Here is a 12,986-nt window from a genome sequence, read left to right as displayed (position 1 = left end):
CCTCTGTCGGCGTACCGCTTTGTCCCATGGATCAGCGGACGAGCGGCGCTGACGCTCGCATTCGGAAGAACGATCAGGCGCCGGCGCTTGTCGGCGTGCTCTGCGGCCTCGCCGCGGCGCTGTTCTGGGCGCTCGGCTTTGCCGGCACGCGGCATGGCCTCAAGCTCGGCTTCACGCCGGTCGATCTGCTCGTGCATCGCTATGTCTGGTCCGGCATCGCGTTCCTGCCGCTGGTGATACGCGGCGGAATCTCCGATCTCTGCGGCATCGGCTGGGGCAGGGGCCTTGCGCTGATGGTGCTCGGCGGCCCCGTGATGTCGCTGATCTCCTACACTGGCTTTCTGTTCGTGCCGCTCGGCCATGGCAGCGTGATCCAGCCCTCCTGCGCGACGCTTGGCGGCCTGCTGCTCGCGGCCTTGTTCCTGAAAGAGCATGTCTCCTGGTCGCGCATCGCCGGCGCTGTCGTCATCGTCGGCGGGCTCGGCGTGATCGGCGCGGAATCGATCGGTCATATCGGCGTTGACGGCGTGCTCGGCGATCTGACCTTCGTGCTGACCGGGTTGATGTTCGCGGGTTTCGGCGCGCTGGTGCGCCACTGGCGGGTCTCCGCCGTGTCGGCTGCGCTCGTCATCAACGTGCTGTCGCTGCTGTTGCTGCCGATCTACCTCGTGACCGGCGGACTCGCGCGGATCGCGGCGATCGGTGTCGGTGAGAACGCCATCCAGGCGCTGGCACAGGGCGTGCTTGCAGGCCCGGCTGCGCTTTATCTGTTCGCCGTCTCGGTCCAACGCCTCGGCGTCGCCCGCGCCGCCGTTGTCCCCGCCTGCGTGCCCGCGCTGACGGTGCTCACCGGTTGGCTCCTGCTCGGCGAGCCGCCGACACTATTGCAGACGGCGGGATTGGTGACGGTGCTGTGCGGATTCTATCTGGCGCAGAGACAGCGATAGATCGCAGCCACCGGACGGCGCTTACCATTCGATGGTGGTAAACTTGACGCCGCGGCAGGTCAGCTCCCGCCCCAGCCGTTCGGCGCGCTCGCTGGCGGATTTGCCCTGGCGAGTCCGGGGCCTCGGACTCCGATTTCAGGTTCATCGCGCCGATGCCGTCGATCTTGCAGGCGATGTTGTGGCCGTCGGTAGCGTCCTGCAGGCGGATGTTGCGGACCTTGGTGCCACCCTTGACCACGGAGGAGGAGCCCTTGACCTTGAGATCCTTCATCACGATGACGCTGTCGCCGTCGGCGAGCGCATTGCCGTTGGCATCGCGCACGCCGGCCTCTTGCGCGGCGTCCGCGACGGCCTCTGCCGTGCCGCTCCATTCATGGCCGCATTCCGGGCAGACCCAGAGGCCGCGATCCTGATAGGCGTGCTCGGAGTTGCAGGTCGGGCATTTCATCGCGTCGGTCATTATTCGCCTCGTCGCCCGTCACGGGCGCGCCGCACGCTGTCCGTCGGATAAAGACGGATTGGGAGCAAATCCTTTACCATGGCTTTCAGTCCTGGTCGAACCCTTGGAAATTTAGGAGTTCAGGAAAAACTCTGCGGTATCGAGGTCCGGAATTTGCGGCTGCGACGTCGCCGCGCAAGGGGCGTCCCGTCATGAGCGAGCACCGCGCCGCCGTCAGACATCACATTTTGCGGACCGGCATTGTCGAATTCGACAACGGCACCGGCAAGGTCATCAGCGCGCCCTGCACGATCCGCGATGTCTCCGGCACCGGCGCGCGCCTCGGCCTCAACGCCTCGCTCTGGGTCGCCGAGCAGTTCACGCTGGTCTTCAGCAGCGGACTGCGCAAGGACTGCCGGGTCGCCTGGCGCAAGGGGAGGCTGATCGGCAGCGCGTTCGCGGACGGCTATGCCAGCGCCGACGAGCAGGCCGTGATGATGACCGCGGACGAGCAGTCCCGGCACCGGCTCGGGATCGGTGCGCGCGTGAGAAGCGCGCGCGAGAGGCGCGGCTACACGCAAACGCAGCTCGCAGAGCTGATCGGCGCCACGCCGGTCTTCGTGTCGCTGGCCGAGCAGGGTGAGGCGGACATTCCGCTCTACCAGCTCATGCACATCGCCGATCTCCTGATGGTCGGCCTCGACGGGCTCGTCGCGGGGGCGGCGCCTGAGGATGTCGACGCAGCGTAGGTGGCGAGCCGTCAAAACAAAAACGTCGAAAACAACCCCATGCACAGTAGAAATCTCGAGGGATTTCAGTGTGTTGGAAATCCGAAAACGTTGGTATTGGGCCTCCGCGCCCGGTATCGACTTCGGCGATACCGAATCGAATTTGACTCGTCGGGCAAAACAGGGGCAGTATGGCATGATGGCGCCGCAGGAAGCTGGTGGCTTGCCAGCTGCGGAGCGACATGCCGAAAAAAGCAAAACCAAAAAGAAAACTCAAGACCTACCAGACCTCGCTCGGCTTCTACGACCAGGCGATCGCCGCGCCCTCGATGAAGGCGGCACTGGACGCCTGGGGCGCCAGGTCCAATCTGTTCCATCAGGGCGCCGCGAAGGAGACCGACGACCCCGACATCGTCGCGGCAACGATGGAGAAGCCGGGCGTGGTGCTCCGGCGCCCGGTCGGATCGGACGGCCCGTTCACCGAGCATTCCGAGTTGCCGACCGATCTCGCTGACGACGAGGCCAGGCCGAACCGCAAAGCCAAGCCCAAAGCGAAGTCCAAGCCGAGAAAGCTTCCGGCGAAGGCTGCAAAGGAACCATCCCGCAAGGTCGACGATCAACAGGCGCGCAAGGCCGCCGCGGCGTTCGAGAAGGAAGAGCGGCGGCGGGAAGCCGAGCGCCGCAAGGAGGAGGCCGCTCGCGCCAAGGAGCGCGCGCGCCGCGACAGGGCGGTCGCGAACGCGCAGGCGGCGCTGGACGACGCGAGGCGGCAGCACGAATCGCGGGCGGAGGCGATCGAAGCTGAGCGCGCGGCGCTCGAGGAGCGTGCCGAGACGGAGCAGAGCCGGTGGGACAAGCAGAGGATGAAGCTGACGGAGGCGGTGCGGCGCGCGCGGGAGTAGGGGCCGCGGTCGACAGTCTGGATTGCTCCGCTCCGCTCGCAATGACGGCGGGGCGGCCGGCATCGGTCATTCCGGCAAAGCTTGATCGCAAATTCGCTTGCCTTGCTTGACGTCCTTTTGCACTCTTGGGGGAAGGAGACCAACGCATGAAGATCATGACTGTCGCGTGTGCGCTCGGAACCGCCCTGGTGCTGTGCAATCTCGGGATATCGGATGCCGAAGCCCGGGCGCGGAAGGCGCGAGTGGTGGATGAACAACGGCTGAGGGTGGATGTCCCCGTGCTCCGGCCGACGCCGTGGGATTACAATATCGTTCCACGCTATCGTTATCGCCCGGAAGACGACCGGGTCGATCCCTACGGCCCGCCCTTGGTATCGTCATATGTCCGCTACGAGGGATGGCGCTGGCCGTACTGGTGGTGAAGGCCACCGACGGACGCGGAATTGATTGGCTCCTGTAGCCCGGATGAGCGAAGCGATATCCGGGACGTTGCCGCAGCATTCCCGGATGTCGCTTCGCTCATCCGGGCTACGCTCCTTTGCTAGTCGCCGTCCTCCGCGGCGAGCCGCACAAACTGCCGCTTCATCGCGTTGACCCTGGCGACATAGCTCGCGACGAGGTGATCGCCGCAGCGTTCGTCGGCGGCCATTTGAAACTTGCGGCGTGCGAAGGCCGTTGCGGGGCCTGCGCCGCAGAGATGGATGAAGGCGGCGAGATCCTGCCTCTCGCGTGCACTCGCCTTCACATCGCCCGCGCGGGCGAGAACATCGGCGAGATTGCGGTCGAGATACACCGATGCCAGCTCGATGGCGTGGCTCGGAATCGCGCGGCTATAGAGGAAGGTCGAGCCGCAGCCGGCCTCCGTGACCGCGTTGCCACGAACGCAGAACCGCGCGGCGTCAGCATAGGCTGCGTCCAGCATCTGGAAGAGGCCGACGGCGCTCGATGCGGGCCGATAGATCGCGAGCGGATTGAAGCTCCATCGCCAGCGCCAGTAGGTGCGCGCGAGCGGATTGCCCGATGTCTCGACCTGCGCCAGCGCGGCCAGCAATTCCGGCGTGATCGTCGCGGTGGAATGCTTGCGGAACAGCGGCCCGTATCGCCGCCACGTGTCCGATGGCTCCTTGTCGAGCGCATGGCCGACTAGGACGAACAGCTCGGTCGGCTTGCGCACCGTTTGATAGGCGATGTTCACGAGGACGAGGACCGCAAGCAGCATCGCCGCGCCGCCCGCGATCCGAACCATCCGCGGTGCGCGGGCGAAGGTCTTTCGCATCGATCGCGCGCTACGCCGGAGCTTGCGAAGGCGAGGGAGGGGGCGCTTGCTTTGTCCTGGCATCGGTCTACTGGGAGTGCATTGCGGAGGCTTTGTACCTGGTTAACGCTGTCACCAGGCCTTGAAATCCGGCTTCTTTTTCCTCTGGTCGCCTGTTTTCAAGTCGCCGCTCCGTACTCCCACGGCAGCTCGAATCCTTGATGGAAATAACCCGAGGTTGTACTGTGCGCCGCAGCAGGGTTAATTTTGTGTGAATGGATCGGCTGGAATGACCGTAATCGAAAGCGTGGTGCCGGCGGAAGCTGCGGAGCGGAAAATGCCGCCGGGCGTACTGGTCGAAGGTCCCGTGGTCGACGCCAAGTTTCGCGATTCCTACATCTCCTTCGTCATCATGATCGGTGGGTCGATCGCGGCGCTGGTCTGGGCCTTCTGGCAAGGCATTGGCTGGGTGGAGGTTTCGGTCTTCGCCGGCACGTTCGCGCTTTCCACGGTCGGCATCGGCTTCATGCACCGCTACTTCGTGCACCGCAGCTTCCGCTGCGGTCCGGTGATGCGGACGCTGTTCGCGGCCATCGCCACCATGGCGGTGCAGGGCTCGATCCTGAAATGGGTGAGCAATCATCGCCGGCATCATCTTCACTCCGACAAGCCCGGCGACGTCCACAGCCCTTACTATGACGGCGACGGCAACCCCTATGTCACCTTCGCCAAGGGGATGATGCATGCGCAAGGCGGCTGGGTGTGGGACCAGGCCACCACGGATGCCGAATACTACGCCAAGGATATCCTGGCCGATCCGATCGCCATGTTCTTCACCAGGACGCGCTGGTACTGGTACGCGCTCTCGGCAGTGATTATTCCGGGCGCGATCGGCTACGCGTTTGGCGGCGTGCACACGATGACCGGCTGCATCCTGTTCTCCGGCCTGTTCCGCAGTTACCTCATGACCATGGCGACATCACTGGTCAACTCGGTCTGCCACAGCGACGGCCGCTACGGCTACCGCCGCTTCGATCTCGACGACGGCACCACCAACGAGTTCGTGACCACGATCCTCACTTTCGGTGAAGGCCTGCACAACAACCATCACCGGTTTCCGCGCGACGCCTACATTTCGCACGCCTGGTACGAGATCGACATCAACGGCCTGATCATTTTGGGACTCGGCAAGCTCGGGTTGGTGCAGGACATTTTCTCTGCCGGAAGCCGGACGCTTCGCTCGGGAGATCCGGACGGCGGAAAACGTCCAGTGGCAGATACCGAAGCGATGGTCTGAAGCATACGGGCTCGGTGTTCCACTACGCCAAGGGATTCGGCCACACCAATCTGGTTGTGTGGTGAGGCGGTTGGCTCACTGGCGCGGGCGCTTTGATGACCCACGGGGCACAAAGTTAGGCCGATGAACTATCTGGATCTCATGGACGACCGACGGCCACCGGCGCCCTCCAACGCCATCCGTGCGCTGGAGCAACACATCGGTGCGCCGTTGCCCGCGCCCTACAAGGAGCTACTGGCGCAATCGGACGGCGGCGGCTTCGACCGCTGCGGCGTCGAGCTGCCTTGGCGCAACGACCGCACCGTTTTGGACGTGCTGTTCACGACGCATCCGACCGACAGCTACGGCGTCATCGACAATTACGATGTGTATCGGGGCATGAATCGAATTCCCCGACTGAGCTGCCCCTTCGCTCCCGATCCCGGCGGCGACCTGTTCCTGCTGAGTCTGGAGGAGGACAGTTATGGCCAGGTCTTCTACTGGGATCACGAGCATGAACCGGTGGACGGTGGCGACATGTTCGCCGATTTCCCGAACACAAACTCGCGCCCGATCTTGAAACCTTCATTCTCGGCTTGGGAGAGGGGTGAATGGATATGCAGCCGTTCGGGCGGATTGAGCCCTTGCGAAACCCATCATGATCGCGTGGGGCCGAACGACAAAAGGGCGGCCATAAGCCGCCCTTTCGGTTTGCGCGTCATCCGTCGGATTTCGCTTAGCCCTCGATGATATAGACGATCTCGTGGGTGTGCGGACGAAGAATGACGTACCTGCCGTGCACCAGAATGAACTCGTATCCGCGCCACTCCGGATAGATTTCGACGATGCGGCTCGGGATCGCATGATAACGAACGCCTGCCGGGACGGTGGTGCCGATCGAGATGTTGAAGTTCACGTTGGTGACTTCCTCGACCTTCTCCTGCTTGATGGCCGAAGTGATCTGGGTACGCTTTTCGGCGGGAGGCGCCGCGACCGCCGTGGTAGCGGCATTGCCGGTCGTCTTGCCCTCGGGCGCCGAAGGCTTGCTCTCGGCGGTCGGGGTCTTCACGTCCTTCGACGTGGTGGCCGGATCGGGCGCCTTGGTCATCCCATTCGCCTTCATCTCGCCGGGCGTCTTGCTGTCGGCAGTCGGCTTCGAACTGGTGGCCGGGGCCATTGTTTCCGTGGTCTTCGCCTTGCCATCGGCCTTGACGTCGCCGGAGTGCTTTGCGTCAGGCGCGCCCTGTGCGTGCTGCGGCGTTGCCGCTGCCGGCGAGCCGTGCGGTGCCGCGGTGGGGGCGTCCTTTGCTGTGGGTGCATTCATCGGTGCCGCGGTTTCGGCTTTCGGCGAAACGGCAGCGGGGGACTCCGCACCCTTGGCGCCGCCCTGATTGACGCCTTGAGCCATTGCAGTGCCGGTCGCAGCGAACAACGCCACAACGGCGACGGAAGCCAGCAAAGTATGTTTCATCTGATCTCTTTCAATTCATTTGAATATGATGCCGACGAACGTCAGCCATGGGAACGAACGGTCTCGACGGGCTGCAGTTCCGATTCTATTTCTGGTTTAAAGACGATTGATGCCTCGATATCCGAAAAAGCTGCAAAATAGATGAGTCGGCGATAACAAGAGCTTTGCATCCCGCGTTGGCTTGTACGCGACCGATGAATTTCAAACATAAGTTGTAATCGGAAGGAACTCTTGCTCGATGGGGCTGTTGTGTCAGTGATCCCCGAGCGTTGCGAGATCGAACCTCCGATCCTCGCCTGAGTTAAAGACCGCAGTCGCGTTGTGAGTGCGACTCGGCGCGAAGCGTCCTCCGTGCGTATCAACCGGAAACCTTCATGAACAACCCCCATGTTCGCAATGCCATTCAGATCGACCGCGGCTCCAGCCTGGCGATCTCTCATGAAATAGCAGACCGCCTTCGGATCAGGCTTCGGGGTGAGCACGACCCATTACCGCGACATCTGACGGCCCTGGTCGACCGGATTGCGCAGATCAGCAGCCATTTCAACCAAGTGATCGAGGTCACAAAATGAGAATGTCCGGCGAAAGCCTTTTGGTGATCTTGTTTGTCGGTCTCGTCGCCGGCTGGCTGGCGGGCCAGATCGTCCGCGGGACCGGCTTTGGGATCATCGGCGATATCATCATCGGAATCCTGGGCGCGTTTGTCGGCAGCTGGTTGTTGCCTCAGCTCGGCGTGCATCTCGGCAGCGGCATGATCAGCGCGATCGTCAACGCGACCGTAGGCGCGGTCCTGCTGCTCCTCGTCGTCCGGCTGGTGCGCGGTGGTGGTGGATGGGGAAGCAGCTGGCGCGGCAGCTGGGGCCGGCGTTGGTGACCCTTGCTCACGCAGCCGCATCAGGCGCCGGTGAGACGCCCGCGGCAAAGACGCTCGTGATGACCTCCGGATCGGATCCAGCATGTTAGACTTTTCGAATGCATCTTTTACGCCTGAAACCATCGGCATCATGAAAACTGCGCTGGACACGGCGGTGGCGTCACTGCCGGCCCCGGTCAGCTCCGCGCATGTCCGGTCGATCGCGGAAACAATCCTTCGCACAGCGAAGGAGGGCGAGCGAGACCCCGCTGTCCTGGAGCGCATGGCGTTGATGGAGCTTCAGATCTCGCCGCGTGATTGATGCCGCGAGCGTGCGTGCCGGCGCAGAAGGGCTCGCGTTCATTGCCGTTCCCTGATGTTTCGATGGAACTCTGGGGCGGCGGAAGCATTCATCTCTGCCGCTATCACGCGGCTCCTGGAGAATCCCCAACATGATACGTCATTTGTTGATCGGCGTTGCCGCGTGCGCAATCGCGGCAATGTCGACATTTTCCGCTTCTGCCATGCCCCGCGTTGCGGCTGAGACGTTGGTCGCTGGCTCCGACAGTCCGGTGATTCTCGCGCGCGGAGGCCATGGACATGGCCACGGTCACATGGGACGTGGCGGCCGCGGTCATCACTACGGCTGGAGCAGGGGCCGTCATCGCGGTTGGCGCTAGCCGCACCAACGCAACATCCGGGACCGCCTTCGATTGGCGGCTCCGTAACGTCAGCTCATCCGCCCCGCGGGCTCACCAATCCGGATCCCCATAGTAGGGATCGACCATATAGGGCGGGGGCATCCAGGGCCCTCGCGACGGCCGGGGTCGCCGAGGTGCGGCCGCTTGCACGTGCGGCCGTGCGGGCGCAGCGGTCTCGTTGGTGATCACGCTACGCGCGGCGGGTTTCGCGGACGCAGGTGCGGATGACGATGCGGATGACGTCGTCAGCTCCTTTTGCAGCGCCTGGACCTGTGCGGCAAGGCGCGCATTGGCCGCCGCATCCTTCTCCTGCGCCGCCTTGAGCTGCTGAATGGTGTCGGCCTGCTCGCGCAGCGTCTGCTCGTTGCGGCTTTTCAGTTGCTCGAGCTTTCCGTTGATGTTCGCAAGCTCGCTGGTGATGGACTTGAGCGATTGCGCGAGATCGGACGACGAGGGGTCGGGCGTCGTGGCGCCCGTTGTTGGAGCGTCGGGTCTTGAAGCAGCTGGTCTTGAAGCGTCAAACCCTGCATTGCTCTCCGTGTCCTTGCCGGCCGGCGGCGCGGGCACCGTGCCGGGCTCATCCGCGGCAGCCAGTTGCACCGCCGGCGGTTGCGCCGGAGTTTCAACCGCGGACGCTTGGCGAGGCTCAGTCCCGGCCGGCGGAGCCCATCGCGCCATGATCGATTTGGTCATAGACCTGGCCCGATCGCTGTATTGCGAAGCGAAGGCGGCGCCGAGAATGCCGATCGCCAGCACGAGGCCGACCAAAGCGCGCAGCATGGGCCGATCTCCCCTCAGGCCTTGACTGCGAACCCTGCTATCCGGCGCCGGCGCCGTGCTCTTGAGAGTCTTGGCCTCGGGAGCCTTGTCCTTGGGAGTCTCGACAGCCTCCGCACCGGCGCTTGCTCGCGAGGCCGCTGGGATTTCGCTGCCGCGTTCCATTCCGGAAACCAGCCGGTCCAGCCGCGCAAGGTCTTGCTCCGCGCTCTTGATCCGATCGTAGGCCCGCGCCAGCCCGCCATCGGCGCGCCCCTCGTCCGGCTTGGGGGCGTCTGGCTTGTGGTCGTCAGGTTTGGGGTCGTTCGTCTCGGGCACCGATGCGCTCTCGCTTCCGTCGGGCGTCAATGGAAGTGTGGCAGTCCGATCGGAACGATAGGTCTCGCCGCTGTCCAACACAACGCGCGTGCGAAGGAGAAATTATGGCGAGGCCTCGGGGTGGGGCGGTCGCGGGGTATGCAACGGGCGCCCTTGATCTGGATCAAGCATGCAGCGCCCGACCGTCGCCACCGTGCAGACATTCATCGGAAGGAACACATGGTTCAGACAAGAGCGATCGTCCTTGGTGCCTTCGCGGCCCTGCTGCTGGCCGTGCCGGCCAAGGCCCAGGTGCTGGTCGACGTTTCCAAGATCAGCTGCGACCAGTACATCACCCAGCGCATCACCCACATGCAGACCGTGAACGTCTGGCTCGCCGGGTTCTACGCCGGCCGCCGCAACAATCCCGTCGTGGATACGCAAGCGCTGAACAAGAACGGCAACAAGCTCTCGCGCTTCTGCGAGTCGCATCGCGAGATGCCGCTGCTGGAGGCGGTCGAGGCCGATACGAAGTAGGGGCGGGGCCGCCCAGCCTCGGAGTGCGGGCAGTCCTATCGCCGGAAGGAGAGGTTGCGCCGCTGTCCCCCCAACGCGCGTGCGAACGAGAAATTATCGCGGGCACGGGGGTGGGGCGTGGCATTGCCGAACCGGCATGCGTCGCGAGCGTCAGGTACATGACCGAAAGCGGTGTGGCTCCCGCTGATGCCCTATGTAGGTAAAGCGTGACACTTTCGCTGTCTCGTTATGAACCCGGCCGCCAGATCGCAAGGGCCCGCATTGTTCTAAATCAACAAACCCGCTCATTAGCGAATTGCGCTGACGCACCGTCCCAATCCAGGAAGGAGAGTGGACATGTCGCGCCGAACCATCGTTTCACTTACCGCATCCGCAATCATTGGCATCGCCTGCATCGTGACTGTTTCGACTGACGCCTTCGCCTATCGAAGAGGCGTCGGGGTTGGTCGGGTTGGTGTTCATCACGGCGGTGTCTATCGCGGTGGCGTCTATCGTGGTGCAGCCGTGCGCCGCGGAGTTGCCGTGGGCGTCGGAGCTGCTGCGGTTGGTGCGGCAGCTTACGGGGCTTACGGAGCCTACGGCGGCTATCGCCGCTGCGGCTACGAACCTTACCCGCCTTGCTACTAGCCGGTCTTTGCGCAGCGGCCAGAGCACCGTCGGTCGGCTGTGCGCGGAGCACCTCTCTCCGAGTGGGGAGAGGTGATCCGAGTTCCGGGCCCGCACACACGCGATCCGAGCTGTGCTCGCTTCACCGTGCGTATTGGCGCGTCTGTTGCTCGACAGGTCGACTTCTAGCGAGGCGCACGTGCCATCTTCGCCGGCCGCGACCAGGAGAGGTTGAACGCCGATAAATCTATCAATGCGTGCAATTGGGCAATCGGGAAAAAGCGGCAAAACTGCGGCTGTCAAGGATACATCAGAGTAGAACGGAGCTTATCCCCGTAATAAACCCGATGCTGTTAAGGGTTCGGGGTGCGTATGGGAGATCAATAATGGCAAATGTCGAACAATTGCGCAGGCGGGACGGAGTAAACTTGGTCCAGCTCGAGGAGGACATTGCATCGATACGCTCGGGAAGCTCTCTTGCTTCCATTGCTCTGCCTGATTACGTCGAGCACACCGCGGGCGTGACGCGCGTCGGCGCGCTCAGTGCAGAGGCGGTCGTTCGGGACTATGAGTCCGCTGCAAAAGAGATCGAGGCCATGGGCACCGAGTTGATCGACGCCGCGCAAAAATGCGAGGCGCTGACTGCCCAGGTCCATGATGCGATCGCCTTCATGCGAGAAACGGCGGCGGAGTATCGTGAAGAGGGTCGGAAGATCTTCAAGCGCATCGAAGAATGCGCGCTGTTCACCGAAGACGTCCGCAAGACATGCGAACAGGTCAAGCGCAGGATGGTCGACGTCTCGCTAGGCTCATCGTCCAACGAGGAGTTCGCACCGCAACAGCCCGAGTTGAGCGGGATCGCCGCCAAGGTGTCGATGAGCGAGATACGGTGAGGCGGGCGTAGATAGCGCGTAGGCTGGGTTGAGCTCTAGGTCGTAGGATGGGTTGAGCCCTTACGAAACCCTTCATCTCTCGCCGATCGAGCGGTGATGGGTATCGCTTCGCTCCACCCATCCTACGAGCTGGAGCCAACAATCAATAGCGACCGCCGTGGCCCTTTTGCTGCGTGATCCAGTCCGACAATGTTTTCGGCGTCGATTTCGCAGTCCGGCTCGGTGATGCCTTCGGATTGTCGCGAACGCCTTTCGTCGGACGGGTGCGCGGCGCTTCCGTTCCGTTGACGCCCTTCCGGCCAGCGATCGATGCCTCCGCGGCTTCCTTCTCCAGGCGCAACTGTTTCAATCGCGCCATCTTGAGGCGCTCTGCCTCGACTTCGGGCCGTTCGGCAAGCTGCGGCTTGTGTTGAGCGACCTCCGCCGGGACGATGACACCGATAATGGTTGTCTCGCCGAGCGCCTTGCAGGCTTCGAGCCGATGCAGTCCCTCGACCAGAACGAGGCGGTCTCCGTCGAGCCGGACGGAAATGGGTTCCTGTTGTCCGATGTCCAGCATACTTTCAGCAATCTCCCCGACGATCTCGGGCTTGATGGCTTTCTTCTGCTTCGTGGGAACGAAGATCTTCTCGATCGGGAAGCTTTCCGGTTTGGGCATAACTTGACTCCGCTTCTACCGGGCCCGTCGGAACCGATGCCGGCGGTGGTCGGAGTTTAGGAGGGAAGGGCTCGACCGCAAAGGTAATTTCGGCAGCGGGGTGTTGATGACTCGTAGGATGGGTTGAGCCCGTGCGAAACCCATGCCTTCCGTGGATTTGGCGGCGATGGGTATCGCTTCGCTCCACCCATCCTACGCTCTGTCGCCGCAATACCGAGCACATGTCGCTCTCGTAGACCTCGGGCTTTGCCCACAGCTTCAGCGCGAGACATCCGCGGGCGGATCGGCCAGTTAGGCGGCGTGTTCCGTGGATCGCGTTACATCGCCGCGTCCCGCGAGAAGGCCGGCAACGGAGATATCTTCGTCGAGCGCTTCCCAGTGCAGGCCGACGCGGCTGAGCTCGACCTGGTTGCGTTCGTCTGGCGTTGCATGGAGCAGGCGCGGAAACCACGCAAGCGGGATCCCGAGTGTCCTTCCATCGGACAGTTCGACCCACATCGTGTGTTCGTCAAAGCGAGCGCTAGTTGCCGAAATGGTCATGCCAGGCCTTCAGAAGAAGCTCGCGGTTGTCTTCCACGACGCGCAGGATATTCGAAAGTTCCCGCGGATTGAAGCCATAACTGTCGGCTATTGATATGCCAGGCTC

At 63.2% G+C, this 12,986-nt stretch carries 18 protein-coding genes and 1 pseudogene; 12 read left to right on the top strand and 7 right to left on the bottom strand.

From position 1 onward, the window contains the following. Positions 1 to 26 precede the first annotated feature (26 nt). Complete coding sequence (locus RX329_RS24950) at positions 27 to 947, top strand: DMT family transporter (RefSeq protein ID WP_085353554.1); 921 nt, start codon at positions 27 to 29, stop codon at positions 945 to 947. Positions 948 to 1,074: 127 nt separating this feature from the next. Here the strand turns inward: RX329_RS24950 and RX329_RS24945 are convergent. Then, positions 1,075 to 1,407 (bottom strand): annotated as a pseudogene (locus RX329_RS24945) (zinc ribbon domain-containing protein YjdM); the annotation flags it as partial. Between the two features lie 191 nt (positions 1,408 to 1,598). Here RX329_RS24945 and RX329_RS24940 point away from each other — a divergent pair. The 3 genes from RX329_RS24940 to RX329_RS24930 all read left to right on the top strand — a co-directional run bounded on the left by RX329_RS24940 (position 1,599) and on the right by RX329_RS24930 (position 3,438). Continuing rightward, positions 1,599 to 2,135, top strand: a complete 537-nt coding sequence (locus RX329_RS24940; protein WP_085353553.1) for a helix-turn-helix domain-containing protein — start codon at positions 1,599 to 1,601, stop codon at positions 2,133 to 2,135. 221 nt (positions 2,136 to 2,356) lie between these two features. After that, positions 2,357 to 3,016 (top strand): cell envelope biogenesis protein TolA, encoded by a 660-nt coding sequence (locus RX329_RS24935; protein ID WP_085353552.1) that lies wholly within the window; start codon positions 2,357 to 2,359, stop codon positions 3,014 to 3,016. Positions 3,017 to 3,162: 146 nt separating this feature from the next. After that, the gene (locus RX329_RS24930; protein ID WP_027517656.1) at positions 3,163 to 3,438 is read left to right on the top strand and encodes a hypothetical protein; all 276 of its coding nucleotides are present in this window, start codon (positions 3,163 to 3,165) and stop codon (positions 3,436 to 3,438) included. 119 nt (positions 3,439 to 3,557) lie between these two features. On the opposite strand, the gene RX329_RS24925 is transcribed toward RX329_RS24930, so the two are convergent. Next, positions 3,558 to 4,355, bottom strand: a complete 798-nt coding sequence (locus RX329_RS24925; RefSeq protein ID WP_085353551.1) for a transglycosylase SLT domain-containing protein — start codon at positions 4,353 to 4,355, stop codon at positions 3,558 to 3,560. A 205-nt stretch (positions 4,356 to 4,560) separates the two neighbouring features. Between RX329_RS24925 and RX329_RS24920 the strand changes: the two genes are divergently transcribed. Together RX329_RS24920 and RX329_RS24915 are read left to right on the top strand one after the other, a co-directional pair. Then, positions 4,561 to 5,568, top strand: coding sequence for an acyl-CoA desaturase (locus tag RX329_RS24920; protein WP_018454517.1), 1,008 nt, complete (start codon positions 4,561 to 4,563; stop codon positions 5,566 to 5,568). 123 nt (positions 5,569 to 5,691) lie between these two features. Beyond that, positions 5,692 to 6,297 (top strand): SMI1/KNR4 family protein, encoded by a 606-nt coding sequence (locus tag RX329_RS24915; protein ID WP_317244430.1) that lies wholly within the window; start codon positions 5,692 to 5,694, stop codon positions 6,295 to 6,297. Here the strand turns inward: RX329_RS24915 and RX329_RS24910 are convergent. Further along, a complete protein-coding gene (locus tag RX329_RS24910; protein WP_085353550.1) occupies positions 6,284 to 7,018 on the bottom strand; it encodes a DUF1236 domain-containing protein in 735 nt (244 codons plus the stop codon). The genes RX329_RS24915 and RX329_RS24910 overlap by 14 nt on opposite strands. A gap of 374 nt (positions 7,019 to 7,392) precedes the next feature. On the opposite strand from RX329_RS24910, the gene RX329_RS24905 reads away from it, so the two are divergent. The 3 genes from RX329_RS24905 (at position 7,393) to RX329_RS24895 (ending at position 8,193) form a co-directional block, all read left to right on the top strand. After that, a complete protein-coding gene (locus tag RX329_RS24905; protein ID WP_085353549.1) occupies positions 7,393 to 7,590 on the top strand; it encodes a hypothetical protein in 198 nt (65 codons plus the stop codon). Next, the gene (locus RX329_RS24900; protein ID WP_085353548.1) at positions 7,587 to 7,892 is read left to right on the top strand and encodes a GlsB/YeaQ/YmgE family stress response membrane protein; all 306 of its coding nucleotides are present in this window, start codon (positions 7,587 to 7,589) and stop codon (positions 7,890 to 7,892) included. Before RX329_RS24905 ends, RX329_RS24900 begins: the two co-directional genes overlap by 4 nt. Positions 7,893 to 7,974: 82 nt before the next feature. Then, on the top strand, positions 7,975 to 8,193 hold the full coding sequence (locus RX329_RS24895; RefSeq protein ID WP_007609614.1) for a hypothetical protein: 219 nt from the start codon (positions 7,975 to 7,977) through the stop codon (positions 8,191 to 8,193). Positions 8,194 to 8,623: 430 nt separating this feature from the next. Here the strand turns inward: RX329_RS24895 and RX329_RS24890 are convergent, their stop codons facing one another. Further along, positions 8,624 to 9,667: a hypothetical protein gene (locus RX329_RS24890; protein ID WP_317244429.1), complete on the bottom strand. Its 1,044-nt coding sequence runs from the start codon at positions 9,665 to 9,667 to the stop codon at positions 8,624 to 8,626. A gap of 219 nt (positions 9,668 to 9,886) precedes the next feature. Between RX329_RS24890 and RX329_RS24885 the strand changes: the two genes are divergently transcribed. From RX329_RS24885 to RX329_RS24875, 3 genes are all read left to right on the top strand, one after another. Continuing rightward, on the top strand, positions 9,887 to 10,183 hold the full coding sequence (locus RX329_RS24885) for an HdeA/HdeB family chaperone (protein WP_240543383.1): 297 nt from the start codon (positions 9,887 to 9,889) through the stop codon (positions 10,181 to 10,183). Positions 10,184 to 10,519: 336 nt separating this feature from the next. Continuing rightward, entirely contained in the window at positions 10,520 to 10,810 is a 291-nt protein-coding gene (locus RX329_RS24880; RefSeq protein ID WP_085353546.1) for a hypothetical protein, read from the top strand. A 365-nt stretch (positions 10,811 to 11,175) separates the two neighbouring features. Beyond that, positions 11,176 to 11,682, top strand: coding sequence for a hypothetical protein (locus RX329_RS24875; protein WP_026232748.1), 507 nt, complete (start codon positions 11,176 to 11,178; stop codon positions 11,680 to 11,682). Positions 11,683 to 11,824: 142 nt separating this feature from the next. Here the strand turns inward: RX329_RS24875 and RX329_RS24870 are convergent, their stop codons facing one another. The 3 genes from RX329_RS24870 to RX329_RS24860 form a co-directional block, all read right to left on the bottom strand. Continuing rightward, complete coding sequence (locus RX329_RS24870; RefSeq protein WP_085353544.1) at positions 11,825 to 12,340, bottom strand: ParB N-terminal domain-containing protein; 516 nt, start codon at positions 12,338 to 12,340, stop codon at positions 11,825 to 11,827. Positions 12,341 to 12,631: 291 nt separating this feature from the next. Then, on the bottom strand, positions 12,632 to 12,880 hold the full coding sequence (locus RX329_RS24865) for a DUF2442 domain-containing protein (protein ID WP_085353543.1): 249 nt from the start codon (positions 12,878 to 12,880) through the stop codon (positions 12,632 to 12,634). After that, positions 12,861 to 12,977, bottom strand: a complete 117-nt coding sequence (locus RX329_RS24860) for a DUF4160 domain-containing protein (RefSeq protein WP_240543391.1) — start codon at positions 12,975 to 12,977, stop codon at positions 12,861 to 12,863. Before RX329_RS24860 ends, RX329_RS24865 begins: the two co-directional genes overlap by 20 nt. Positions 12,978 to 12,986 lie beyond the last annotated feature (9 nt).

It is taken from the genome of Bradyrhizobium sp. BWC-3-1 (genome assembly GCF_032917965.1).
Lineage (GTDB): Bacteria > Pseudomonadota > Alphaproteobacteria > Rhizobiales > Xanthobacteraceae > Bradyrhizobium > Bradyrhizobium canariense_D.
Note: the sequence above shows the minus strand (reverse complement) of the source record. Positions and strands in the feature narration are given on the sequence as shown.